Origin of the sequence: Hymenobacter cavernae (assembly GCF_014641455.1) — a bacterium.
Taxonomy (GTDB): Bacteria; Bacteroidota; Bacteroidia; order Cytophagales; family Hymenobacteraceae; genus Hymenobacter; species Hymenobacter cavernae.
The window spans coordinates 181921-207296 of record NZ_BMHT01000003.1 but is presented as its reverse complement, the minus strand read 5'-3'; the positions used below and the strand labels follow the sequence as shown (position 1 = coordinate 207296).

The following is a 25376-nucleotide window of genomic DNA, read 5'->3' as shown; positions in this document are numbered from 1 at the left end:
TTCCCATGAACGAATCATCTGCCGCCCGCTGGAAACTTGTGCTCGGCTCGCCCGCCGACGCGGAAAATCGAATTGCTATGTCGCCTGACTACGGCCGCATGGATGACGTACTCACCGCCCTCTACGATCAGGAAAGCAAGGAGCGCGGCGCGGGGCTAGGGGGTTCTTCGCCGCGCGTGTCGCGCTGGCTGGGCGACATTCGCCAGTACTTTCCTTCCCCGGTGGTGGCCGTGATGCAGAAGGATGCCATGGAGCGGCTCGGCCTGAACCAGATGCTGCTGGAGCCCGAAATTCTGCGCACGGTGCAGGCCGATGTGCACTTAGTGGGCTTGCTGATCTCGCTGGGGCGCGTGATGCCGGCCAAAGTGAAGCACACAGCCCGCGAGGTAGTGCAGCGGGTGGTGCAGGACTTGGAAAAGCGCCTCACCAACCCACTCCGCCAAGCGGTGCAGGGTGCCCTGAGCCGCGCCGTGCGCAACCCTAGGCCGCGCTACCACGAAATCAACTGGGCGGCTACTATCCGGGCCAACCTCAAGCACTACCAACGTAGCTATAAGACGATTATCCCGGAAAAGCTGATCGGCTTCGGCAAGCGCGGGCAGGCGCTTAAGGAGATTGTGCTGTGCGTAGACCAGAGCGGCTCCATGGCCTCGTCGGTGGTGTACGCGGGCGTGTTTGGGGCGGTGCTGGCGTCGCTGAAAGCCGTACGCACCCACATGGTAGTATTCGACACCGCCGTAGCCGACCTCACCCAGGATCTGCAAGACCCTGTAGACTTGCTGTTCGGCATCCAGCTCGGCGGCGGCACCGACATCAACCTAGCCCTCACCTACTGCCAGCAGCTCATCACTCACCCCACCGACACTATCCTTTTACTCATCAGTGACTTATACGAGGGCGGTAACTCGGCTGAGCTGCTCAGGCGAGCCGCAGCCCTCAAAGCGGCTGGCGTCACGTTCGTGGTGCTCCTGGCCCTCAGCGACGACGGCGCCCCCAGCTTCGACCGGCACACGGCTGAGAAGCTAGCGGCCATGGGCATTCCTAGTTTTGCCTGCACGCCGGATAAGTTTCCGGAGCTAATGGCCGCGACTATTCAGGGCAAGGAGTTGCAGCCGTTCTTGTAAAAGTAAAAGCAACTCCTATCAGTATAGAGGGAAGAACGTCATACTTTGGCAAGCACAGCACAACGTTCTTCTTTACCAGCCGCTCTACTCTACGCTGCTAAAGTTAATTTTCTCCCCGACCTTCAGCCACCCTTTTGCCGTTTTCGTTGTTACCAACGATCCGATAACGAGTACCATTCCATTGCCTGACCAACCTACCTATACCGACCCCTACGCGCTGGAGAAAGAACTGCGCAAAGTCCAGGCGCTCCTGAAGCTAGAGCAGCAGGAAGACCTGGAGCAGTTCAAAATCAAGAGCGCCAAGACCAGCATTGCCGAGCGGCAGCACCGCGGCCTGACTTGGTATCCTGTCAAAATCACCAAAGAAGAAATTGGCTTCGGCGGCAAGCTGGTGCTGGAACTGGAGCGCCCAGCGAGCCAGAATAGCCTACACCTGTTCCAGGTGGGCCGCAACGCTGCCCTATTTGGCAACATTCCGAACCGCGCCGCTACCGACCGCCCCACGCTCAACGGTGTGATTACGGCCGTGCGCCGCAATAAAATTCTACTGGCCACCAACAAAGAAGATCTGCCCGATTGGATTGACGAAGGCAAGCTAGGTGTCGACCTGACTTTCGACGAGGTGAGCTACCGCGAGATGGAGCACGCCTTACAGAAGGTGATGGGCGCCTACGAAAACCGCCTCGCTGAGCTGCGCGACATTCTGCTAGGTGGTAAGCCCGCCCGCTTCAAAGATGAAAGCGAAGCCACGCTCTACTACCCTAGCCCCCTGAACGAGTCGCAATTGGCGGCCGTGCGCCACGTGCTGGCTGCCAAGGACGTAGCCATTATCCACGGCCCGCCCGGCACTGGCAAAACGACCACGCTGGTGCAGGCCATTCTGGAAACCATCCGGCGCGAGCGGCGCGTGCTGGTGTGTGCCCCGAGCAACACCGCCGTGGATTTGCTCACGGAAAAGCTAGCCGAGCGCGGCGTAAATGTGATTCGCATGGGCAACCCCTCGCGGGTATCAGACCTGCTGCTGGAACACACGCTCGACGCGCAGATTATGGCGCACAAAAGCTACCCCGAGCTGAAATCGATGCGCCAAACCGCTGAGCAGTACCGCGAAGCGGCCGGTAAGTTCAAGCGTCATTTTGGCTGGGAGGAGCGCGAGCAGCGCCGCATGCTGAAAGAGCAAGCCCACCAGATGCTGCAAGATTCCGACAACCTGGAGCGCTACATCACCGAAGACCTGCTCGACAAAGTGCAGGTGCTGACCTGTACGCTGGTGGGGGCCGGCAACCGCGCCATTCGTCACCTCACCTACGAAACGGTGTTCATCGACGAGGCGGCGCAAGCATTGGAGCCCGGCTGCTGGATTCCCATCACGAAGGGCAACCGCGTGGTGCTGGCCGGCGACCACCAGCAGCTGCCGCCCACCGTGAAGAGCGAGCAAGCCGCCCGCGACGGTCTGCGCGAAACGCTGTTCGAGAAGTGCATCACGCGCCAGCCAGAGTCGGCGCGTATGCTGACGGTGCAATATCGGATGCACGAGCAGATTATGGAGTTCAGCTCGGAGCAGTTCTATGGCGGCAAGCTCATAGCCGCGCCCAGCGTAGCCCACGCCGACCTAGCTGAGTACGACCTGCGCTTCGCTCCCGACCTAGCCGTGGAGTTTCTTGACACGGCCGGTTTCGGCTTTCAGGAGCTAGGTATTCCCGAAAGCCGCTCCGTAGCAAATCCTGAAGAAGCCGATTTGCTGCTGCGCCGCCTCTCGGAGCTGCTGAGCGTGTATGTGCCCGACGACCACCTCACCGATTTGCTCACCGTGGGGGTCATCGCGCCGTACCGCGCTCAAATCAACTACCTGAAAGACAGAGTAGAAGACAGCCCTGAGCTGGCCGAAATGGTAACCCACCGCCTGCTTTCGGTTGGTACGGTCGACTCATTCCAGGGCCAGGAGCGCGATATCATCTGCATCACCATGACGCGCTCCAACGACACCGGCGACATCGGTTTTCTCTCCGACATCCGCCGCATGAACGTCGCCATGACCCGCGCCCGCCGCAAGCTCCTCATCGTCGGCGACTCTGGCACCCTAGGTCGCCACGAGTTCTACAAAGCTTTCTTGGATTACGTGGAGAGCATCGGCGCCTACCGCACGGCCTGGGAAATGCAGTAAACCACACGTTTGTCATCCTGAGCGCAGCAACGCATTCCGCGCATCAGGATGACAAACGTGTGGTTTACTGCAAGTCAATGTACGACTCTGTGTGCGGCGCGTCGGACTTCTGGTTCACAAAGTTCTTCTCGGGTTTGTCGAAATCGGAAATGTACAGGCGGTTGCCTTTCAGCAGGACTTCGGCAGGCTGATCGAGCTTGCCACCGGCGCCGTCGGTGTCGCCGTTGCGGGCCAGGGTTGTCACGGTGCCGTCGGGAGCAACTACCTGGATGGCATTTTCGCGCGAGTTGCACACGTACACTTTATCCGTTTTACGATCCACGATCAGGCCGTCGATGCAGGGAATCTTCTCGCCTTTCACGGCTACGATTTCTTTGCTGGCAAAGCTGCCATCGGGCTTGAGAGTGATGCGGTAAAGCGTGCCGTCGCCGAAGGAGCCCGTATACAGACGGCCTTTGCTGTCGTAGTCGATGCCGTCGGCGCCATTGTCGACGCCGGTTTCGTTCACGGCCGTGGTGAAGGTGGTCAGCACGTGCGGGTCCATAGTTTTGGGCTTCAGCTTGATACCGCCTTTCGTCAACTCGCTCAGGGTGAAGTGCATAATGGCGCTGCCCTTGGGGTCATCGGGCAGGTCCCACTGGCTGTCGGTCACGTAGAGGTCGTTGCCTTTCCAGACCACGCCGTTAGCCAGCGCGAAGTTCTCCACTACGGTTTCCACGCCGCTGGGCTTGCCGCCGCGTATGCGCACCCGCATCAGTCGTGATTTAAAATCTTTGTCGTTTTCGTACTGATTTTCAGCGTAGTAGAGGTTGCCATCCGGCCCGAAAGCTAGGTCCATGGGCGCGGCCTTCTTTGTATCGGGCTGCACGGGCAGGTTGGTCAGGAAAAGCCGGGCACTGTCGCCCACAATTTCCAGTAGCGCGGCCGGGTACTTGTTATCGGCTAGGTTTGGCACCGACAAGATCAGGTTGCCGTTAGGCGCTAAGGCCAGGCCGTCGGGCGTGTTGTACTTATCGGGGAGCTTAAACAGCAGCTTCGGCGTGGCGCCCACGCGGGCCGACGTATCCACGGCCGCCGCGGCCGAGTCAGTCGCGGCGGCTTTCTGTTCTTCCTGGGGCGTGTTCTTTTTTTGCTGGCAGCCAGCCAGGAGCGCTCCGCTCAGGAGCACCATCATCAGCTTGTGATTCATGTAAGTAGGGTGCTATAAACTTTGTTTGGGCTTCTGTCTACCGCCTTCCCGGTAAGACCAGCCGCCAGAATAGGAGAAAGTTGACCTAGCTTGTTAGTCAAGTGCTTAATCCCATTTTAATGCTCAGCTTAACGCAGCGAAGCTGAAGCAGTTAGCTAATGCCAAAATTTTGCATCCTGCCGGTTATGCCACCTTTATTTAAGCATCGCTACTCAGCCTGAACGACACTTTACCGGTTATTTCCGTAACTAGCTATTCCAATTGCCTAATCCAACACCCAAAAAACGGACACCCCGTCCACCCCTGTAGTATGGCCCAGATCAGCCCCAACAAAGTCGTCACCATCACCTATGACCTGAGCGTGACGGACGAAAACCAAGAGAAAGTATTAGTAGAGTCGGCTGAGGCCGACGCGCCGATGGTGTTCATTTTTGGCCACAGCGGCCTTCCCGAAGAGTTTGAAAACCAGCTAAGTGGCAAAGGCGCCGGCGACTCGTTCAGCTTCTCCCTCACCCCCGACCAGGCCTACGGCGACTACGATCAGCAAGCCGTGGTAAGCATCCCGAAGCAGGTATTCGAAATCGACGGCAAAGTCGACGAGGAGATGCTGCAAGTGGGCAACTTCCTGCCCATGGCCGACAACGAAGGCAACCACATGCAAGGCAAAATCGTGGAAATCGGCGCCGACACCGTGCAGATGGACTTCAACCACCCGCTGGCCGGCATGGTCATGCACTTCGACGGCAAAGTGGAAGGCGTGCGCGATGCCACCAAAGAAGAGCTGGACCACGGCCACGTACACGGCGAAGGAGGGCACCATCACTAAGAATTGCGTTTTGTTTTAAATGAAAACGGGGTCCTAGGACCCCGTTTTTTATTCTACTTGCCGATCTTCTCGATCGAACCCTTGAACCGGCGCGAGCTACGGCTGCGCTAAACGCGCGCCGGTTCAGGAAAATAGGCGCTCTTAGCAGCTAGTCCGCTTCAAAGCTTAGCTCTGTCTACCAGTTTTTCACTCTCCCTTACCTTCGCGCAGCCGACCACCGCGCCCCACATGCCAATCTTACAGTTCGAAGACTTAACAATTGAAGTCGTTCGCAAGAACATCCGCTCCTTGCGCCTTACCGTTTATGCCCCCGACGGGCGGGTTCGGCTTGCGGCGCCCACGCGCGCACCAGCAGCCTCGATTACGGAGTTCATTTCAGCGCGGCAGGCGTGGATTCGGCGGCACCAAGCTAGGTTTGCGGCACGGCAGCAGCCCGTAACATTGCGCTACGACTCGGGCGAAACGCACTTCTACCAGGGCCGCGGCTACGAGCTACAGGTTCATCCGGCAACCGGACGGGCGCGCGTTGTATTGCGTGAGGAGGAGCGGCAACTGGAGCTACACATGCCCGCGGAGAGTACCGCCGAGCAACGCGAGCAGGTGCTAGCGGCCTGGTACCGGGCGCGCCTGAAAGAGCATCTGCCCGCGCTGGCCGCCAAATGGGAACCAGTAGTAGGAGCGCAGGCCAAGACGTGGGCTATCAAGCAGATGAAAACGCGCTGGGGCACGTGTAACATTCAGGCCCGGCGCATCTGGCTCAACCTGGAGTTGATTAAGCAGCCGCTCCCCTGCCTGGAATACGTGGTTGTGCACGAACTGGTGCACCTGCACGAGCGCCTGCACAACGCGCGCTTCTGGGGTCTGATGGATCAGTTTATGCCCAATTGGCGGCAGCACAAAGCCACCTTGAACCAGGTTATGCTCGCCCCGGCCGGCGCCGATGCTTGCTGAGTTCTTGTACCTAGGTCTGGCTACTTATTTAGTCGCTTACTGCTAGCTGCAAGCGCTTCAGCAGCATACAGTTCACGGCGCAGTTTTTGCAAAAAGCCTGCTGCCTGCTTGTACCTTCAGCAGCATACATCACCTCACATTTAGCTGTGCCAGCGCATGTATTCCAGTACTGAGGAGCCATCGGGGGAACAGGAATCCTCGCCTGTGTCGGGTAAAGACAATCAACTGACGACCAACGCGCCTCCTCAACAGGAGGGTCCGGGTAGCGGCCGGCGGCACCGGGTCAGCGGGGCCGTAATCGTGGCGGCTACGCAATTGCTGCCGCTGGTGAAGCTTCTCGATGCCATTCAGCCGCAGGTAGCCAGCGAGTCGGTGTTTCATACACGGCGTAAAAAGATTCAGGCGAGCTTCGCGGTGGCTTACCAGGAGCTGAAAGCCGAGCGGCCCAAGCGCAACGCCCTGACGCACGCCTTCCAGACCATGAGCGACTTAGTGCGGGAAGAAAGCCACGATATCAGCCAGGATGAGCTGAAGCAGGCGGCCAAAGAAGTTGTGCTGGCCACGCTCAAGAATGCGCCGGCTTTGATCAGCGCGGCGCATCAGGCCCGCTTGCTGTCGTAGCACAGGCAGGTTCCTATAACCTGGCTACCGCCGCTTGCAGCTCCGGCCAAAACTCCTGAAAATCTGCTTCATACGCTGGTAGCTCTGCTAAAAACGCCGCGGCCCCGGTTGCCAGCACCCCGGCATTTGGCACGCGGCGGCTCAGGCCTTGCAACGACCGCTCGAAACCTTCCACCTGCGCGTAGCCCGTCAGCCAATCGTGGCGGCGCATGAACTCGAACATCTGTTGCAGGCGCTCCGGCAGCTCGTGGCGGCGGGCTTGCAGCAGGGCGTAGAGGCGCTGACTGAAAGCAGGCAGCGCCTCGGTGGCATCGTAGTGATAATGAGCGAAGTCGCGGGCCAGCAGGTGGTCGTAGCCAACATCCGACACGACGCCGGCCCACTTACCCAGGCCTGCTTCGCGGAGGCGGGCGGTGGTGCGCCGCACGATGGGGTGAGAATCCGTAAACGAATCAATAAAGCGGTGCAGCCGGATGCCCCGCTGCACGGCCGGCGGGTAGGCCAGCAAGCCGGCGCGGCCCCGCACGGCCTCAGCGGCAAAGTTGCCGACTACTACATCGGCGTAATCGGGGGCGGTGGGCGAGCCGGAAAGCAGCAGGTGCGCTAAGAAATTCATGGACCCGGAAGGTACGCCGAAAACCGGAACCCCAACCCTTCAGCCGACTCCGCCGTATTTCTCCCTACTCTCCCTCACCACCAAAACCCTTACCAGCACCTACCACTATGGCAGAGCAAGTCGCCCAAAGTAACGATGTTACCAAGCTGATTGATAGAATCAAAGACATCAAAATTGCCATGCTGACCACGGCCGAAGCCAACGGTCATCTGCACAGCCGCCCGATGTACACCCACAAGCCTGAAGAAGACGGCACCCTGTGGTTTTTCACTGAGCAAGATTCGGCCAAGATCGACGAGGTGCAGCACGAGCGCCACGTCAACCTAGGTTACTCGAAGCCTGAAGACAACCTGTATGTCTCGATTTCGGGTACGGCCACCGTTGTGAACGACCGCACGAAAATCAAAGATCTATGGAGCGAAGGCCTGCGCTCCTGGTTCCCGAAAGGATCAGACGATCCGAATATCTCGCTGCTCAGAATCGACATTGAGCGCGGCGAAGTGTGGGACCAACCCAGCAACGTATTGGTAAACGCCTTCGGCTATGTGAAGGCGGTGGCCACCGGCGAGCGGTACCAGCCCACCGGCGACGAGCACGTACAAGTGACGCCTAAATAAGGAGTTGCACGTACAGAAAAAAGGGCGGGAAGCAATTCTCGCCCTTTTTTGTTGGTAGATCGTAGCGCGAAGCTCCCGTTTCGCGTATCGTTGAACGACTGGCACCTAGGTCTTGCTAACGTAATCGTTCAAGGATACGCGAAGCGGGAGCTTCGCGCTACATTCGCCCATTAATCCCTCCCGTTTGCACACCACTCTTTCCATTTTCGGCCTGAAACCGGGTCAAGCCCGTTGGGGCTTAGCCCAGATGGGCACCTCGCAGCAGCCGTTGCACCGGGTGCCGGGGCTAGGTTTCTTCAAGCTGCTGGGCAGCGGCGCCGACAATGGCTTTGGTTTCCTCCCCAACCTGCACCGCTACGGGCTGATGGCCGTGTGGGAGTCGCGGGAAGCGGCCGAGGAGTTTTTCACCATGCATCCGCTGTGGCAGGAATACCAGCGCCGCAGCGCCGAAATCTGGACGGCAGAGCTGGCCCCGCTGAAGTCGCACGGGCTATGGGATGGAGCTAATCCCTTTGACTATCAATTAGAAAACCTAGGGCTGGATGGTCCGGTGGCAGTGCTCACGCGGGCCTCCATCCGGTTGCGCAAGACACCTAGGTTCTGGAAATACGTGGCGCCTACCAGCGCGGCCGTGGCGCACGCGCCGGGCGTACTGGCCTCTATCGGCCTGGGCGAATTGCCGATTGTACGGCAGGCCACGTTCAGCATCTGGGAGTCGGCGCAGGCCATGCAGCAATACGCCTACCGTGGCGAGCTGCACCGAGAGGTTATTCAGCGCACCCGCCAGGAAGGCTGGTACAGCGAGGAGCTATTTGCGCGGTTTCGGGTACTGCGGAGTGCGGGAACGTGGGATGGCCGACAGTTGCCGTAGGAACGCGCCACGGCGCGTTCGTCGTTGAACATCTCCGCTGAACGACCCGCAAGCATGCAAACGACAACGTTCAACGAGGAACGCGCCGTGGCGCGTTCCTACAAATTTGGCAACACTTTTTGCCGGTTCCTAGTCTTCCAGGGTTTTCCCGTAATTTCGCCCGGTTAAAAAGTCGCACTATCCCCATTGCTTATGCCCGGTTATCGTCCCGAGGAAATTGAGAAAAAGTGGCAAGCCCACTGGAAAGAGCATAACACGTTCAAGACTGATAATCAGTCGGGTAAGCCCAAATACTACGTGCTGGATATGTTCCCCTACCCATCGGGAGCGGGGCTACACGTGGGGCACCCACTAGGCTACATCGCCTCCGATATTGTGTCGCGCTACAAGCGCCTACAAGGCTACAACGTGCTGCATCCCATGGGTTTCGACTCGTTTGGCCTCCCCGCTGAGCAGTACGCCATCCAGACGGGCCAGCACCCAGCCCTCACCACGGAGAAGAACATTGACACCTACATCAAGCAGCTTAACAGCCTAGGGTTCAGCTACGATTGGAGCCGGGAAGTTCGCACCTCCGACCCTGCTTATTACAAGTGGACACAGTGGATTTTCCTGAAGCTGTTCAACGCTTGGTACAACCTCGACTCCGATCGCGCCGAGCCGATTGAAACGCTTATCGCGCAGTTTGAGCAGAACGGCAACGCGGGTATCCGTGCCGCCGGCGACGACGAAACGCGGCCTAGCTTCACGGCCGAGGAATGGAAAGCCAAATCGGAGCCAGAGCAAATGGCGACCCTGCTTTTTTACCGTTTAGCTTATCAGTCAGATACTTACGTTAACTGGTGCGCGGCCCTGGGTACGGTACTCTCCAATGACGAAGTAAAAGACGGCGTGTCGGAGCGCGGCGGGTTCCCCGTGGAACGTCGATTGATGCCGCAGTGGAACCTGCGCATCACTGCCTACGCCGACCGCTTGCTCACGGGCCTCGACACCATCGATTGGCCCGAGGCAGTTAAGGAAATGCAGCGTAACTGGATCGGCCGCTCGGTGGGCGCAGAAGTGGTGTTCCCGCTGCAAAACGATGCCAGCCAAAACATTAAGGTGTACACCACCCGCGTCGACACCATTTACGGAGCGACGTTTATGGTGCTGGCGCCGGAGCACGAACTGGTCGAGCAGCTTACTACATCGGAGCAGTGCGAAGCTGTAGAAGCCTACATCGCACAGAGCAAGCACCGCTCGGAGCGCGACCGGATGGCCGACGTGAAAACCGTATCGGGCGTGTTTACGGGTAGCTATTGCCTCAACCCGCTTAACAACGAACCCGTGCCGATCTGGCTAGCCGACTACGTATTGGCGGGCTACGGCACTGGCGCCGTGATGGCTGTGCCCAGCGGCGACCAACGCGACTGGAACTTCGCCAAGCACTTCGGCTTGCCGATCATCCAGGTGCTCGACGCCCAAAAGGATATTGAGAAAGAAGCCGACCCCACCAAGGAAGGCCGCTTTATTAACTCAGGCATCGTGGAAGGCCTAGGCTATAAAGAGGCCACAACCAAGCTCATCGGCTGGCTCGAAGAGCGTGGCCTTGGCAAAGGCAAGGTGAATTTCCGGGTGCGCGACGCCATCTTTGGGCGCCAGCGCTACTGGGGCGAGCCTATTCCGATTTATTACAAAGACGGCACCGCCTATGGTTTGCCCGAATCGGAACTGCCGCTGGTGTTGCCCGAAATCGACGAGTACAAGCCCACCGAAACCGGCGAGCCGCCTCTGGGTCGCGCGCAAGACTGGAAGTACGAGGGCAAGTATGAATATGAGCTAAGCACCATGCCCGGCTGGGCGGGCTCGTCGTGGTACTACCTGCGCTATATGGACCCGCATAACCAAGAGCGGTTTGTGGGCCAAGAATCCGAGGAGTACTGGAAGACCGTAGACCTCTACATGGGCGGCGCCGAGCACGCCACGGGTCACTTGTTGTACTCCCGCTTTTGGTACCTATTCCTGAAAGACCTAGGTCTGGTCAGTGGCCACGAGCCATTCCAGAAGCTGATTAATCAGGGAATGATCCTAGGTCGGTCGAACTTTGTGTATCGTATCAACGGCACCAATCAATTTGTGACGCTAAGCAAAAAAGGTCAGTATGACACTACGCCGCTTCACGTTGATGTCAGCATCGTAGATAATGATGTGCTCGATCAAGAAGCTTTTCGCAAGTGGCGTCCTGATTACACAAATGCTGAATTCGTCACGGAAGACAACGGCACGTACGTCTGCGGCACCGAAGTCGAGAAGATGTCGAAGAACAAGTTCAACGTCGTTAACCCTGACGTTCTAGTTGGTCAATACGGCGCCGACGCGCTTCGCCTTTACGAAATGTTCCTAGGTCCGCTGGAGCAGTTCAAGCCCTGGAATACCAGCGGCATGAGTGGCGTATCCGGCTTCCTGAAGAAGCTCTGGCGCCTCTTCCACCCCGAAGACGGCAACCTGGCCATCACGGACGAAGCTGCTACGCCCGCCGAGTTGAAGGCGCTGCACAAGGCCATCAAGAAGGCTGCGGACGATATTGACAAGTTCTCGTTCAACACGTCGGTCAGCATGTTCATGATTTGCGTGAACGAGCTGACGGCCCTGAACTGCCACAAGCGCGCTATCCTAGAGCCACTCACGGTCATTGTTTCGCCCTACGCGCCACACCTCGCCGAGGAGTTGTGGGTGGAGCTAGGTCACGAACCCGGCAGCATCAGCTCCGCCAGCTTCCCCGAGTTCAAGGAGGAATATTTGGAGGAAGCCACCGTGGAATACCCGATTGCCTTCAACGGCAAGATGCGCGGCAAAATGACTTTTGCCGCCAATGCCCCAACGAGCGACATCGAGAAGGAAGTGCTAGCGTCGGATGTGTTCGAGAAGTTCGGCGAAGGCAAAACGCCCAAGAAAGTGATTGTCGTGCCCGGCCGCATGGTGAACGTGGTGCTGTAAACTCATTCTGCCTCTGTTACTTGGACCACATTTCCCGCCCGGAAGTGTGGTCCATTTTTTTAGACCTAGGTCGTGAGCGAAGAACCGGCCGCCACGGTTTACCTGCTTTTACGCACCTTGCCGACTCGCCTATCTGATGCCTCTATTTTCTCCTCCTTCAGCCTCGCGCTCCGCTACGTACCGACCTGAGTTGGATGCTTTTCGGGTGGTGCCGGTGCTGCTTGTTATTGCCCAGCATTGGGTGCCGGTGGGCTGGGTACGCGTGGCTTCCAGCTCCGTAGGCGTCACGACCTTCTTTGTGCTCAGCGGCTATTTTGTGACTAACATTCTGCAACGGGCTCAGGGTGCCGGCACATTCTGGCAGGTCGCAAAGCCTTTTTACATCCGGCGTAGCCTGCGCATTTTGCCGGCTTTCTTTCTGGCGCTGGCCGTGTCTTGGGCCTTGGATCTGAGCTTCGTACGCGAGTCGTGGGCGTGGTTTGTCCTGCAAGGGTCCAACTTCCTGTTCTTCCGCAAACAAGCATGGGGCGAGGGCGCGGGGCATTTCTGGTCGTTGGCGGTCGAAGAACAATTCTACCTGCTTTGGCCGGCAGTGGTGCTGTTCACGCCCGCACGGCGGCTTCCGGTTTTGCTGGTTGCCCTGGTTTTGCTAGGTCCGGTTTGGCGGTGGCTCCTGCTGCATCTCACCGGCACCAGCTTCTCCCTCACGCTTTTACCCGCTCACCTCGATTTGTTTGCGGCTGGCGGTTTACTAGGTTTGATCATCAAGCAAAGCCAATGGCCCGCTCGTTATTGGAGCTGGAGTGCGGCCGCGCTGCTCGTTGCGTGCGCTGTGTTGAAAGTAGTTGATGGCCTCGGTGAAGCCATCTTCGGACCTAGCTTGCTGGCCTTGTTAGCGGCAGCAGCACTAGCGGCCGTCATCACGACTACATCCGATTCGGTTCGCCGCGGGCTGAGCCACCCGGTGCTGGTATGGCTGGGGCAACGCAGCTACGGCCTCTACCTGTACCATCTGTGCCTGCCCGTTGTTCTGCACCGCGTACTGCACCGGCTGGCCCTTTGGCAGGGCGCCAATCCGGCTAAGTACACGCACATTATGCAGTGGGAGCAAAGTCCGCTGGCGTTGCTGCTGCTGCTTGCAGCTCTGGTAGTTATGGCGGCCGCCTCCTGGTCGTTGGTAGAACAGCCGCTGCGCAACCTAGGTCGGCGTTTTGCCTACCCCAAAAGCTGATCCTCAAAAACAAAAACGGCTGCAACACATAGGTTGCAGCCGTTCTTCGTTATAAAACTTCCTTATTCTTCATTCCAACTACCGGCAAGTGCGGCCCGCTGCGCTTTGGGCAACGAAGCCAGCACCAGGTCATACGAATGATCGACCCAGCTCTTGAGTTGCCTGGCTGTGACGCCGGTGCCGATGAGCACGGTGTTCCAATGTTTCTTATTCATGTGAAAGCCCGGCAGCACGTAGTCAAACTCGTCGCGGAGTTGGGTGGAGCGCTCCGGGTCACACTTCAGGTTGACGCTCGCGTAGGTGTTAATGTCGGTGAGTAAGAAGATCTTACCGCCTACCCGAAACACGAGCGTATTCTCACCGAAGGGCATGTCTTCTGTTACGCCAGGTTTCAGCAGGCAGTAGTCACGCAGGTCTTCGATGTTCATTTTCGGCAGAAATTAACGCGTAAATAAGCGGTACAGCATCACCAGCAGACACACCAGGAACATACTCATCGAGAGCTTGTTGATGAAGTGCATGGTCCGCAGGTTGAAGTTGGTTTTGCGGTTCGGGTCGTGCTTGCGGAAGAAGTAGCCAAACACTTCACCGAGGTTAAACAAGTTGCGGCCGTTCATGTCAGTTGACTTTTTGGTACACGATAATAACACCGGCAAGCCCGGAAAGATTTGATGGCAAGATAAATAGATCAGAGAATTTAGATGCTGTTGTCAAGCCTGATTTAAGCCTGAACGTCATGCTGAGCTTGTCGAAGCATCTCGCATGCAGTACTAATTCTAGTAAAAGGAGTTTACCATTGCGGTAGAGATGCTTCGACAAGCTCAGCATGACTTCCTAGGTAGCGAAAAGCTAGCTATACAGCGCCTCAATTCGCGGTAAGTTATTGGCAGTTATAACTTTACGCTTCACCTTCATGGTAGGCGTCAGCTCGCCGGTTTCCACGCTCCATGAAGTCGGCAGCAATACTACTTTCTTCACCTGCTCCCAATGGGCAAAGCTGGCATTGTACTGCTGCACCAAGCCTTCGTAAAGCTTCTGAACTTGCGCGTGCGCCGTCAGCGCAGCGTCGGAAAGGTTGGTGGGCAGGCCGTGGCTTTCGGCCCAGGCGCGCAGCTCGGCAAACGCCGGTACCAGCAGCGCCGACGGAAACTTCTGGTTCTCCCCCACCACCATGCACTGCTCAATCAGCGGCGACTCAGCTAGCTTAGCTTCAATTACTTGCGGAGCAATGTACTTGCCGCCGGAAGTCTTGAACATCTCCTTCTTGCGGTCGGTAATTTTCAGGAAACGACCTTCCAAAAACTCGCCAATGTCGCCGGTGTGGAACCAGCCGTCGGCGTCGATGGCTTCGGCCGTGAGGTCGGGGCGGTTGTAGTAGCCTTTCATCACCGAAGCCGAGCGGGTCAGGATTTCGCCGTCGGGCGCAATTTTAACCTCGATGTGGGGCAGCACCGGGCCCACGGTACCGATGTAGTTGTTCTCCGGCTCGGGGCGGCAGGCGGCAATAACGGGCGAGGTTTCGGTGAGGCCATAACCTTCCATCACCCGCACGCCCGCGGCCCAGAATACGCGCGCCAGCCGCGGCTGCAAGGCCCCGCCACCCGACACGATAAACTCCACTTTGCCGCCCATAGCCTCACGCCATTTGCTGAAAATCAGCTTGTTGGCAAGCGCCAGCTGTTTGTTGTAGAAGAAACCCAGGTTCTTCTGCGTGTCGTACTTCAGACCTAGGTTCAGAGCCCAGAAGAACAGTCGCTTCTTCACGCCCGTCAGCTTGGAGCCCGTTGCCACAATCTTGTCGTAGATTTTCTCCAGCAGGCGCGGCACCGTGGTAAATACCTGCGGCTGCACTTCGCGCAGGTTGTCGGCGATGCGCTCCATGCTCTCGGCGTAGTAAATCGAGAACCCGAGGATGAGGTACAGAAAGGTCGCGGTGCGCTCGAAAATGTGCGACAACGGCAAGAAGCTCAGCGCTTTCGATTGTTCGGGCAAGGGCAGGTAGCTAGTCAGGTCGCGGCAGTTGCTCAGCACGTTGTCGTGCGAAAGCATTACGCCCTTGGGCCGGCCGGTGGTGCCGGAGGTGTAGATGAGCGTGAGCAGATCGTCGGGCTGCACGGCGGCTTTCAGCGGCTCCAACGTGGTAGCGCTTTCCAGCTTGCCCATGGATAGCAGCTCGCCGAAGTGCCGGGTGCCCACCACTTTATCGAAAGTAAAAATGTGCTCGGGCGCTTCGGCCAGGTCTTCGGTGGCTTCGTGCACGCGCGCCAGCAGCTTCTGATCGGATACCAGCACTACTTTCACGTCGGCATCGGTGAAGATGTGGCGGTAGTCGTCCACGGTGATGGTGGGGTACATGGGCACGCTCACGGCCCCGAGCTGGGCAATGCCAAAGTCGGCCAGCATCCACTCAGGGCGGTTGGCGGAGATGATGGCCACCTTGTCGCCGGCCTCAATGCCGAGCTGGTGCAAACCTAGGCTCACGAGGTTGGCCTGCTCCTGCACCTGCTGCACGCTGAGCGGCTGCCATTTGCCTTTAGCTTTGGCTACCAAGCAGTTAGCTTGCGGAGCGCGGGTAGTGAGGTGCGTCAGTATGTCGAACGTGCGACGAATTTCCATAATTGGTACAAGCAAAAGGCCTGGGCAGAAACTGGCAACAGCACAGTTTCTGGTACACAAACTTAACCGCTCAGGTTTTGCTCCCAGAAATCAGCACATAATTTTACCGTTCTGCTCGTCGGCGTGCTGTAGCGCGAACCGGAGGAAGGCGTAAGCCAAGCTCCTGCTTCGCGTATCGTTGAACGACTCGTACCTAGGTTTCTGCAAACGTAATCGTTCAACGATACGCGAAGCAGGAGCTTCGCGCTACATTCTCCTTTATAAAGCTTACACTATGAAGAAGCTATTACTTCCACTGGCGTTCGGCCTCAGCATCAATGCTTTTGCCCAACAACCCGCCTCCGAAACGCAAGCCGTTAAAAAGACGGTCTCCACGTTCTTCGACGGCATGCGGCGCGGCGACAGTACGCTGGTGCGCAGCACCTTGGCGCCAGGCGTGGTACTGCACACCATCAGCAACCGCAATGGCACCACGCAACTTGGTGTCGAAAAGACCAACGACTTCCTGAAAGCCGTCGGCACGCCGCACGCGGAGGTGTGGGACGAGCGCATCACCTTCGAGCGGGTGCTCATCGATGCTAACCTAGCCAGCGTCTGGACGCCGTATCAGTTCTACCTAGGTAGTAAGTTCAGCCACTGCGGCTACGATTCGTTTCAGCTGGTGAAGTACGCCAGCGGCTGGAAGATCGTCCACATCATCGACACCCGCCGCAAGGACAAGTGCCAGTAGCTCGCACCTAGATAGGTCAGAAAAGCGGAATGTGCTTCAGGGGCGAATAATCTGTTTTCCAGCTGTCTAGCTCGTACAGCGCTCCTTCCTGATCGAGGTAGAGGGACACGAGTACCGGCACGCCATCTTCATCCAGGAAATGCGTATCCGCTATTTTTTCTCCGAGGTGCTGGTCTGGTTTGTCGCACAGGAATCGTAGGCTCCCCATTCCGCCGTCGTCCAGGTCTTCCACTTCAACGGTTACCAGTTTCGTTAAAAGCTCGTCGGCGTTAGGCTTTCCGCGTAGCATGAAAATCAATAGACTTAACTCCGACAGCGTCAGCAAACGCCCTTTCATAAGAATATCCAGGTGTAGCAAAAACTAACCTAGGTATACGTCGGGACACTGAAAACGGAACGTCATTCCGACGCCAGGAGGAATCTCGCGTGGCATACTAACTCCAATCGTTGGCGTTTGCCAGCCAACATCAGCACGCGAGATTCCTCCCGCTGGTCGGAATGACGTTCCAAGCAGCTGGTTTCTTCAATCTTTGGCCAGCGCCACAATATCCGGCACTTCCAGCACCGGCTTCGAATAGCCTTTGCGCACGACGTTAATCATCGCCAGACCTAGCTCTTGCAGCGTGGATACGTATTGCGGCAGAAACCTGCGCAGCGCCGGGTAGAGCCAATCAAAGTATTTATAGTAGGGCAAAACGTTCTTCAGGCCCGGCGTTGCCTTCATAAAGCCGGGGCGGAACATATAGGCCTGGCGAAAACCTAGGTCCAGCAATTTATTCTCCGTCTGACCTTTAACCCGCGCCCACATGCTGCGGCCGTGCCCCGTGGTATCGGTGCCGGCGCCGGACACGTAGCAGAACGTGAGGTCGGGGTTGCGGGGCAGCAGCGTCTCGGCGAAGTGCAGCGTGAGGTCGTAAGTCAGGCGGCGGTACTCCGGCTGCTTCATGCCCACCGACGACACGCCCAGGCAGAAAAAGCAGGCGTTGTAGCCGGTAAGCTGGTCCTGAATAGGCGTTAGATCCTGAAAGTCAGCGTACACGATTTCGCGCAGCTTCGGGTGCGTCACGCCGCTCGGCCTGCGGCTAACGGATAGTACCTGCTCCACCTCGGGGTGGTTCAGGCATTCGTGCAATACTCCCTCTCCCACCATGCCGGTCGCGCCGGTTACAATAGCTTTGATCTTCATGGTGAGATAGACGAATGAGGGGCGGTTATGTTTTAACTTCTACAGCCTTTCGTATACTGTATCTTGTTTGCAATAAACTATACGACCGCTACTTCTATCCTGGTAATACTTACCCATTATCTTTACAGAAGCGCTATCATGTTTGCTATCTATGGAAACAGAAAAAGGTATAGTATCCTTCTCTATTAATTTATTTCTCTCAAACCAAATACTGTATCCATTAGCATGGCCTATGGTATCTTGAAACTGCCTATTAGCCATCATTTGATCTTTGATAGCAAACATAAAATCAGGGGTTTCAATGAATGCTTTTAATAACATTCCTCCTACAAAAACAAACAGAATGGTTATTGTTGCAACTAATATTACAGATTTTATTGTTATAAAATATTTATAATTCCTGATTATTTTGTCAAGCATGTTAGATAAATTTTTTATTTTTTATATTTATTTGTTTATATTATATGTAATTTACATTAAATATAATACTACATTAACTCAATCGCCAAACGCTAGTACTCCTGATTTCGCATCAATAGCCTTTTGCAGAACAGTAGAAAACTCCTTCTCTTCTTTCTGCAAAGCCGCTGATTTAGGCCTCTGTTGTAACTTCAAAAATATACGAGCTACAATCTCACTTTCCCAACGAAAGTCGCTATAGTAATCAAACCACGACTCAATAACACCTTCTGTTTGCAGTCGATAAAACAAGTCAGCTCTAATTCCACCGATATATTCTAGGTTAAATTCACGATTATTCGGCTCGGACTGATCATCAGCAATCAAGTAAAAGTCAAGCATCATTAAATCCTAGATAAAGAAAACGGGACTGAATAATTAAATTCAATCCCGCTGCATTCTTTCTGTTCAGCAATATCTACACTCCTACCGGCTCTTCCAACTTCACCGGCTCAATCCACTTCCCATCCTCGCGCATTAGCTCGATTAAGTCATCTACAGCCTGCGCTTCAGGGACGGATTTCTTGATAACCTCTTGGCCGCGATAAAGGGCAATTTTGCCTTTACCCACACCTACGTAGCCGTAGTCGGCGTCGGCCATTTCGCCGGGGCCGTTCACGATGCAGCCCATGATGCCGATTTTCACGCCCTTCAGGTGGTCGGTGCGCTTGCGGATCATGGCGGTAGTTTCCTGGAGGTCGAACAGGGTGCGGCCGCAGCTTGGGCAGCTGATGTACTCAGTCTTACTCATGCGCGTGCGGGCGGCTTGCAAGATGCCGAAGCTGAGCTGGTTGAGCTGATCGAGGGTGGTGAGCCACTCCTCTTTACTGCGTTCGGAGAGCAATTCGGTGCTCAGTACCACGCCGTCGCCCAGGCCGTCGAGGAGCAGGCCGCCCACGTCGGTAGCGGCGTAGAGCTGGGTTTGCTCGGCTTGCAGCTCCGGGTATTCGCGCTTGATAATCACCGGGCAAGTCACGCCAGCGTTGATCAGTTCGAAGAATGCCCGCCGGATTTCAGGCATGGCGTGGGCATTATCGGTGTGCAGAATGACCACGGCGGTGCTGTCGGCCCGGAGCTGATCCAGGGCGGCGGGCGTGAGCGAACCTAGGTTCTGAAACACGAAGTTCAGCTGCGGGTGGCGGGCGGCAGTTACAGCGTACTCAGCCGGCGTGAGGGCCGGGAAGTGCTCGGCGCGCTGACCGGCATCCAGCCACGCGCTGTAGTCCACAATTTCCTTGAGGCCGTTGGGCAGCATGAACGGCACCGGGCGCTGACCGCTGTAGAGGTAGTCGGCACCTAGGTCGTTCATCTGAAACTTATCCAGAAAGGCCGAATACAAGTGCCCAGCGCACCGCAGATCGGCGTACTCCACCGAGGGCAGGCGCGACACATCGGCAATGACGCGCGGCACGTTTTGCCCCCCTAGGTTCAGCACCTCGCGCGTGTAGCGACGGAAGTACTGGAACGGGTCGATGGGTGAGCTGTCATTGTCGGAGCTGTTAGCTGTTAGCTGCTGGCTGTTAGCTTCTTTCCCCGAAGAGCTAGCAGCTAACAGCTGAGAGCTAACAGCTACTATCGGTTTGGCTTCGGCGGCGCGGTTCGTGTAGCGGTCAATCAGCATCTTCGCTACCGGCGCCTCGGCTTCGGGCGCTTCGGTGAGCGACACGCGCACGGTGTCACCGATGCCGTCTTCCAGCAACGTACCGATGCCCACGGCACTCTTGATGCGGCCGTCTTCAGCCTCACCAGCTTCCGTGACACCTAGATGCAGCGGGTACGGTTGCAGGCCTTCCTCATCAAGCTTTTGCACCAGCAGGCGGTAGGCTTGCACCATCACCTGCGTGTTGCTGGCTTTCATACTCAGCACCACGTCGTAGTAGTTTTCCTCTTCGCACAGGCGCAAAAACTCCAATGCCGACTCCACCATGCCCAGCGGCGTATCACCGTAGCGCGACAGAATCCGGTCGGACAACGAACCGTGATTCGTGCCGATACGCATGGCAGTACCGTATTGCTTGCAGATCTGCACCAGCGGCCGGAACCGCTCCCGAATGCGCTCTACCTCGGCAGCGTAGGAGGCATCGGTGTACTCAATGATGTCAAATTTCTTCTTATCGGCGTAGTTGCCGGGGTTCACGCGCACTTTCTCCACGATGCGGGCGGCTAGCTCGGCGGCGTTGGGCGTGAAGTGAATGTCGGCGATGAGCGGCACGTTGCAGCCTCGCTTACGCAGCTCCTTTTTGATTTCTAATAGGTTCTGCGCCTCCTTTACGCTGGGCGCCGTGATGCGCACGTATTCGCAGCCGGCTTCGACCATGCGCAAGGTTTGCTCCACCGAACCTAGGGTGTCCATCGTATCGACGGTGGTCATGCTCTGCACCCGAATCGGGTTGAGGCCGCCCATCGGCACATCACCGATTTTCACTTCCCGGCTAAGGCGGCGTTTGTACTCGGTGAGGCTAGGGCAATACGTCTTGTTCATAAGCTAAAAACCAGCGGCAGCGGGCTAAAGTTGCGGTTGAGTACAAAGGTACAGCTTCGCCAGAGTAACTGAGTAGCGGAATAACTGCGTAAAAGTTAGAAACGAGCTTTTTAGGGGTTCGTTAATAGGCTGAGCCGTCTGTGTGCCCTGTCCCTTCTGACTCATCGCTCCTACTCAGCGTCCCTTACTGAACTTGGCTATATTGCCAGCTGCAACCCAACCGCTCCCCTCTCTTCCCCATGACCGACCCAACCCACTCGCGCCGTAATTTCCTGAAATTAACCAGTCTAGGCATGGCAGTACTGCCGTTTGCCGCGCAGGCGGCCTTGGCAAAGAAAGAACAGACGTATCTGGTGTACGTTGGCACCTTCGCCCAACCCGGCGCCGAGAGCATCTTTCTCTACCGCCTCAATCCAGCCACGGGCGCTCTTACCCGCGTAGGCGCGACGAAAGCGGGGGCTAATCCCACCTATTTTACGCTCGACCCCAAGCAGCGCTTCCTCTACACCGTCAACGAAACCAACGAGTACAAAGGCGGCAAAAGCGGCTCCGTTCGCGCGTATAGCGTTGATAGAAAGACAGGTGGCTTAACACTGCTGAATGAGCAATCATCTTTCGGTCCCGGTCCATGCTACATCAGCCTCGACCACACCAATAAAGAAGTGCTGGTGGCCAACTACGCCGGCGGCAGCATCTGTGCCTTGCCTGTGCAGGCCAACGGCCAGCTCGGCGCTCCTTCGGCTACCGTGCAGCACACGGGTTCCGGCCCGCACAAAAACCAGAACGCACCCCACGCGCACTGCTTCCTCGCTGACCCCGCCAATAAATTTGGGCTGGCCGTGGACCTAGGTTTAGACAAAGTGTTGGCTTACCCACTGGAGCCTGCCAGTGGCAAGTTTTCGACAAACGCCACCACGGCCTTTGCTACCGCTCCGGGCGCCGGCCCGCGTCACCTTACCTTCCACGCCAATAACCATTGGGCTTACCTGATCAACGAGCTTAACTCCACCGTCACGGCGCTTACGTACGACGCAGCCAAAGGCGCCTTCACCGAGCTTCAAACGTTGTCATCACTACCAGCCGATTTCAAGGGCGAGAATTCCTGCGCAGATATTCACGTTTCACCCAACGGCAAGTTTCTCTACGGGTCTAACCGCGGCCACGACAGCCTTGTTGTCTATGCCATCGACCAAAGCAGCGGCAAGCTCACGCTTGTGCAACATATTAGTACACAAGGAAAGACACCCCGCAACTTCACTCTCGACCCTAGTGGCCGCATTGCCCTGGTCGGCAATCAAAACACCAACAACATCGTCACCTACCGCATCGACGGCCAAACCGGCAAGCTTACACCAACGGGCGTTTCCATCGAGGTACCCGCTCCCGTTTGCCTGAAAGTTGTCCCGGATTTTCTCGGTGCATAGGCGGATATAGCGCGAAGCTCCCGCTTCGCGTATCGCTGAACGATGACGTTAGTAAAACCTAGGTGCCAGTCGTTCAACGATACGCGAAGCAGGAGCTTCGCGCTACATCGTGCTAATCAATCCGCAGCATGATCTTGCCGATGTGGGCGCTGCTTTCCATCAGTCGGTGTGCTTCGGCCACTTCGCTGAGCAGAAACACTTTGTAAATTATTGGCTTGAATTTACCAGCCGCTAGCAACGGCCATACATGTTTCTCAATATCAGCGGCTAGCTCGGCCTTGAACTCGGCGCTGCGTGGTCGCAGGGTGCTACCGCTTAGCGTCAGCCGCCGCGTCATCAGGTCCATCACGTTGATTTCAGCAACCGGACCTTGCATCGCGTTGATAAACTCCAGCCGCCCATCGGACCGTAGCAGGCGGATATTCTTGGCAATGTAGTCGCCGCCAATCATATCCAGAATCACGTCCATGCCCTCGGCTTTCAGCTCCGCCTCGAAGTCGTGCGTTTTATAGTTGATGCAGCGCGTGGCACCTAGGTCTTCGCAGGCTTGACACTTCTCGTCGCTGCCAGCCGTAGCAAAGACGTTAGCCCCAATGGCCACCGCCAACTGAATAGCTGTGATGCCGATGCCGCTGCTACCGCCGTGCACCAGGAAGTTTTCGCCGCTTTTAAGCTGGCCTTTCTGAAACACATTGTGCCATACAGTAAACACCGTTTCGGGCAGAGAAGCAGCTTCTTCGAAGCTCCAACCCGCAGGCACGGGCAAGCAATGACGAGCATCAACTACCGCGTATTCGGCGTAGCCACCCTGGGCCACTAGCGCGCACACGGCATCACCTGGGTTCCAGCGGGGCACCTCTCCCCCAACTTTCACCACTTCGCCCGCAATTTCCAGACCTAGCACCATGCCGGGTTCGGTGGGCGCGCCGCCGTATTTCCCCTTGCGCAGAAACACGTCCGGCCGGTTGACCCCGGCCGCGTGTACTTTGAGTAAGAGTTGATTGGGCGCCGGCTCAGGCGTCGGCTTTTCTTGTTCCCGCAACACCTCCGGTCCGCCCGGCTGCGTCACCACGACTGCTTTCATAGATAATTAGAAATCTGATAGCTAGGCTTCTACGACTGGGCTAGATACGTAGAATACGCCTGTCTGCCGCGTGTACTGCTTGGCCCACCAGATCAGGACGAATTGCAGCGGGATACGCAGAACATGCACCCACAGATAGGCACTCTGGTTGTGCCAGGCATCGATCAGGGTCTGGATATGTACCGGCAAGAAGACGATGAGCATCAGAATAATCAGGCTGGCGGCAAGGCGACGGGTAGCAATCGGTAGCAGAAACAGCCCCAGGAAAACTTCGCAAACGCCACTCAGCAAGACCAGCCCCCCGTGCCAAGGCATCCACGACGGCATAATGGCCTCGTAAAAGGAGGGATGCACGAAATGGTTAATTCCCGTCGCTATGTAGAGCAGCGACATCAGGCAGAGCAGAAGCTGTTTCATAAGTACTTGAATTGCGATTTTCTATGATTACGAGCAGTAAATGAGGAGGTTGGCTTTTATCGGCCACTTTGTAGCCTATTTAGCTTTTCACTCGTTAAGAAGAGGTACACTTCTGCGAATGTTCCCTCATCCCTAATGAGAAAGCACGTTATTCTTCCCGCGATACGCAACGCCGCCCGCGCTACCGGGCTGGCTACCTGGCAAACCGGCCGCTTATTTCGCAAGACTGCGCAGAACGCACTTGAAGCTATTCAGGACGTGCTGCGGGCGGAAGTGCAGAAAGGTAACGTGCAGCTGGTAGCCGATTTCCTCGCCAACAAGGCTCTTCCTGCCGCGAAGGTGCTGCTCCTGGAACGGATGGCAGCCCGCATGCTAGTGCGCATCGGTCTGCGCGGGGCCTTGGCAACCAACGTAATAGGCTGGGTTTTGCCGTTTGCGCTGGAAGCCCTGGTTCGTGCCGGTCACAAAACCGGCTTCTTTGAGAAGCTCAAAGCCAACGCTACCATCTCCGACGCATTGCACCGCCTGGAAGAGCTGAAACAAACTGCCTGGAAAACCCTGGCTCCGGACACGGACGCTAATGCAGAAACACCGGCAGACGATGCTACGCTCTTACCCGCGGAAGGCCCAAACAATACAATAGCTATTACAGCATCCTAGGTTTGATGGGGCACAAAAAAAGCCGTCCCACCCGGAACGGCTTTTTCGCGTCTCGACACGCGGAGAAAATTCCCACCCAACTCCGGGTCGAGCCCGTCCGCGGGCTTAGTGCCGGAACAGCAGTTCACGGTACTTCACCAGCGGCCAGTCCTCATCGGCCACCATCAACTCGAGCTTATCTACGGCGCGGCGAATGGGGTCGAAATGTGCTTTCACGGTGTCGCAGTACACAATGGCCCGCTCCCGTGTATCTTCAATCTTGTTGGCTGTCTTGCGGCTATTGACCATCGCGTCTGCTTCGGTCTTAATGGTTGCAATGTGGCGCGAAATGGCTTTAATCGTGTCAATTGTTACCTGAGCGCTTTCGTCATCCAGACCTAGCTCACGCAAGCCCCGCACGTTGGTAATCAACTTGGTTTGATACTCAACGGCCGTGGGAATGATGTGGTTGATGGCCAAATCACCCATCACGCGGCTCTCGATCTGGATCTTCTTCAGGTACTCCTCCAGCAGAATCTCGTGGCGGGCGTGCAGCTCCACGGGCGAGAAGATGCCGTGGCGGGCAAACAGGGCCTCGGCTTTCTGCGTGACCAGCGCATCCAAGGCCTGCGGCGTAGTGGCCACGTTCGCCAGCCCCCGCCGGGCCGCTTCCTCTTTCCACTCCGGCGAGTAGCCGTTGCCCTCGAAGCGCACATCCTTGGAGCTGATCACGTACTCGCGCAGCACGTCCACAATGGCGACTTCCTTCTTCTTACCCTGCTCGAGCTGCGCATCCACCGCCTGCTTGAACAAAATCAGCTGCTCGGCCACAATGGCGTTGAGCACGGTCATGGCCGAGGAGGAGTTAGCGGAGGAACCCACCGCCCGCAGCTCAAACTTGTTGCCGGTAAAGGCAAACGGGGAGGTGCGGTTGCGGTCCGTGTTGTCGAGCAAGATGGCCGGGATCTTGTCGATGCCCAGCTTGAGGTAGATGTTGTCGCCCTTGTCCAGCGGCAGCTTGGCCGTGCGCTCCAGCTCGTTGAGCACGTTGTCCAGCATCGAGCCTACGAACACACTCATAATCGCGGGTGGCGCTTCATTAGCTCCCAGCCGGTGATCATTCGAGGCCGAGGCAATGCTGGCGCGCAGCAGT

25 protein-coding genes are annotated in these 25376 nt (G+C 56.9%); 12 read left to right on the top strand and 13 right to left on the bottom strand.

What is annotated here, in order from left to right; translation table 11 throughout:
* Positions 1-5: 5 nt before the first annotated feature.
* Complete coding sequence (locus tag IEX74_RS09100; protein ID WP_188813333.1) at positions 6-1124, top strand: VWA domain-containing protein; 1119 nt, start codon at positions 6-8, stop codon at positions 1122-1124.
* A 181-nt stretch (positions 1125-1305) separates the two neighbouring features.
* Positions 1306-3288: an AAA domain-containing protein gene (locus IEX74_RS09095; protein ID WP_188813331.1), complete on the top strand. Its 1983-nt coding sequence runs from the start codon at positions 1306-1308 to the stop codon at positions 3286-3288.
* 64 nt (positions 3289-3352) lie between these two features.
* Here IEX74_RS09095 and IEX74_RS09090 read toward each other — a convergent pair whose 3' ends face one another.
* Entirely contained in the window at positions 3353-4477 is a 1125-nt protein-coding gene (locus IEX74_RS09090; protein ID WP_188813329.1) for an NHL repeat-containing protein, read from the bottom strand.
* Positions 4478-4787: 310 nt separating this feature from the next.
* Here IEX74_RS09090 and IEX74_RS09085 point away from each other — a divergent pair, with 310 nt between their 5' ends.
* The 3 genes from IEX74_RS09085 (at position 4788) to IEX74_RS09075 (ending at position 6875) form a co-directional block, all read left to right on the top strand.
* The gene (locus IEX74_RS09085; protein WP_188813327.1) at positions 4788-5303 is read left to right on the top strand and encodes an FKBP-type peptidyl-prolyl cis-trans isomerase; all 516 of its coding nucleotides are present in this window, start codon (positions 4788-4790) and stop codon (positions 5301-5303) included.
* A gap of 228 nt (positions 5304-5531) precedes the next feature.
* Positions 5532-6254: a M48 family metallopeptidase gene (locus tag IEX74_RS09080; RefSeq protein WP_188813325.1), complete on the top strand. Its 723-nt coding sequence runs from the start codon at positions 5532-5534 to the stop codon at positions 6252-6254.
* Between the two features lie 156 nt (positions 6255-6410).
* A complete protein-coding gene (locus IEX74_RS09075) occupies positions 6411-6875 on the top strand; it encodes a hypothetical protein (RefSeq protein ID WP_188813323.1) in 465 nt (154 codons plus the stop codon).
* A 13-nt stretch (positions 6876-6888) separates the two neighbouring features.
* On the opposite strand, the gene IEX74_RS09070 is transcribed toward IEX74_RS09075, so the two are convergent.
* Positions 6889-7491: an acyl carrier protein phosphodiesterase gene (locus tag IEX74_RS09070; protein ID WP_188813321.1), complete on the bottom strand. Its 603-nt coding sequence runs from the start codon at positions 7489-7491 to the stop codon at positions 6889-6891.
* 107 nt (positions 7492-7598) lie between these two features.
* Between IEX74_RS09070 and IEX74_RS09065 the strand changes: the two genes are divergently transcribed.
* The 4 genes from IEX74_RS09065 (at position 7599) to IEX74_RS09050 (ending at position 13186) form a co-directional block, all read left to right on the top strand.
* Entirely contained in the window at positions 7599-8108 is a 510-nt protein-coding gene (locus IEX74_RS09065; RefSeq protein WP_188813319.1) for a pyridoxamine 5'-phosphate oxidase family protein, read from the top strand.
* Between the two features lie 184 nt (positions 8109-8292).
* A complete protein-coding gene (locus IEX74_RS09060; protein ID WP_229755175.1) occupies positions 8293-8979 on the top strand; it encodes a spheroidene monooxygenase in 687 nt (228 codons plus the stop codon).
* Positions 8980-9171: 192 nt separating this feature from the next.
* On the top strand, positions 9172-11955 hold the full coding sequence (gene leuS, locus IEX74_RS09055; RefSeq protein WP_188813317.1) for a leucine--tRNA ligase: 2784 nt from the start codon (positions 9172-9174) through the stop codon (positions 11953-11955).
* Between the two features lie 136 nt (positions 11956-12091).
* Positions 12092-13186: an acyltransferase family protein gene (locus IEX74_RS09050; RefSeq protein ID WP_188813315.1), complete on the top strand. Its 1095-nt coding sequence runs from the start codon at positions 12092-12094 to the stop codon at positions 13184-13186.
* A 62-nt stretch (positions 13187-13248) separates the two neighbouring features.
* Here IEX74_RS09050 and IEX74_RS09045 read toward each other — a convergent pair whose 3' ends face one another.
* From IEX74_RS09045 to IEX74_RS09035, 3 genes are all read right to left on the bottom strand, one after another.
* Positions 13249-13614 carry an MmcQ/YjbR family DNA-binding protein gene (locus IEX74_RS09045; RefSeq protein WP_188813313.1) on the bottom strand — a complete coding sequence of 122 codons (366 nt, stop codon included), beginning with the start codon at positions 13612-13614 and terminating at the stop codon, positions 13249-13251.
* 12 nt (positions 13615-13626) lie between these two features.
* A complete protein-coding gene (locus IEX74_RS09040) occupies positions 13627-13803 on the bottom strand; it encodes a DUF6728 family protein (protein ID WP_179197637.1) in 177 nt (58 codons plus the stop codon).
* Positions 13804-14035: 232 nt separating this feature from the next.
* Positions 14036-15802, bottom strand: coding sequence for an AMP-dependent synthetase/ligase (locus IEX74_RS09035; protein WP_188813311.1), 1767 nt, complete (start codon positions 15800-15802; stop codon positions 14036-14038).
* Positions 15803-16076: 274 nt separating this feature from the next.
* Between IEX74_RS09035 and IEX74_RS09030 the strand changes: the two genes are divergently transcribed.
* Entirely contained in the window at positions 16077-16532 is a 456-nt protein-coding gene (locus IEX74_RS09030; protein ID WP_188813309.1) for a nuclear transport factor 2 family protein, read from the top strand.
* Between the two features lie 16 nt (positions 16533-16548).
* Here the strand turns inward: IEX74_RS09030 and IEX74_RS09025 are convergent, their stop codons facing one another.
* The 5 genes from IEX74_RS09025 to ispG all read right to left on the bottom strand — a co-directional run bounded on the left by IEX74_RS09025 (position 16549) and on the right by ispG (position 20659).
* Positions 16549-16869, bottom strand: a complete 321-nt coding sequence (locus tag IEX74_RS09025) for a DUF6984 family protein (protein WP_188813307.1) — start codon at positions 16867-16869, stop codon at positions 16549-16551.
* A 186-nt stretch (positions 16870-17055) separates the two neighbouring features.
* Positions 17056-17718: an NAD-dependent epimerase/dehydratase family protein gene (locus IEX74_RS09020; RefSeq protein ID WP_188813305.1), complete on the bottom strand. Its 663-nt coding sequence runs from the start codon at positions 17716-17718 to the stop codon at positions 17056-17058.
* Positions 17719-17757: 39 nt separating this feature from the next.
* On the bottom strand, positions 17758-18138 hold the full coding sequence (locus IEX74_RS09015; protein ID WP_188813303.1) for a hypothetical protein: 381 nt from the start codon (positions 18136-18138) through the stop codon (positions 17758-17760).
* Positions 18139-18216: 78 nt separating this feature from the next.
* Positions 18217-18522 (bottom strand): hypothetical protein, encoded by a 306-nt coding sequence (locus IEX74_RS09010; protein WP_188813301.1) that lies wholly within the window; start codon positions 18520-18522, stop codon positions 18217-18219.
* A 73-nt stretch (positions 18523-18595) separates the two neighbouring features.
* A complete protein-coding gene (gene ispG, locus IEX74_RS09005; RefSeq protein ID WP_188813298.1) occupies positions 18596-20659 on the bottom strand; it encodes a (E)-4-hydroxy-3-methylbut-2-enyl-diphosphate synthase in 2064 nt (687 codons plus the stop codon).
* Positions 20660-20898: 239 nt separating this feature from the next.
* Between ispG and IEX74_RS09000 the strand changes: the two genes are divergently transcribed.
* Positions 20899-22083 carry a lactonase family protein gene (locus IEX74_RS09000; protein ID WP_188813296.1) on the top strand — a complete coding sequence of 395 codons (1185 nt, stop codon included), beginning with the start codon at positions 20899-20901 and terminating at the stop codon, positions 22081-22083.
* A 112-nt stretch (positions 22084-22195) separates the two neighbouring features.
* On the opposite strand, the gene IEX74_RS08995 is transcribed toward IEX74_RS09000, so the two are convergent.
* Together IEX74_RS08995 and IEX74_RS08990 are read right to left on the bottom strand one after the other, a co-directional pair.
* Positions 22196-23167 (bottom strand): NAD(P)H-quinone oxidoreductase, encoded by a 972-nt coding sequence (locus IEX74_RS08995; RefSeq protein WP_188813294.1) that lies wholly within the window; start codon positions 23165-23167, stop codon positions 22196-22198.
* A 21-nt stretch (positions 23168-23188) separates the two neighbouring features.
* Entirely contained in the window at positions 23189-23560 is a 372-nt protein-coding gene (locus IEX74_RS08990; protein WP_505678222.1) for a DoxX family protein, read from the bottom strand.
* Positions 23561-23719: 159 nt separating this feature from the next.
* Here IEX74_RS08990 and IEX74_RS08985 point away from each other — a divergent pair, with 159 nt between their 5' ends.
* Positions 23720-24244 carry a hypothetical protein gene (locus IEX74_RS08985; protein WP_188813290.1) on the top strand — a complete coding sequence of 175 codons (525 nt, stop codon included), beginning with the start codon at positions 23720-23722 and terminating at the stop codon, positions 24242-24244.
* A 105-nt stretch (positions 24245-24349) separates the two neighbouring features.
* Here IEX74_RS08985 and IEX74_RS23175 read toward each other — a convergent pair.
* The coding region (locus tag IEX74_RS23175; RefSeq protein WP_505678208.1) for a glutamine synthetase III family protein at positions 24350-25376 on the bottom strand (1027 nt) is incomplete at its 5' end.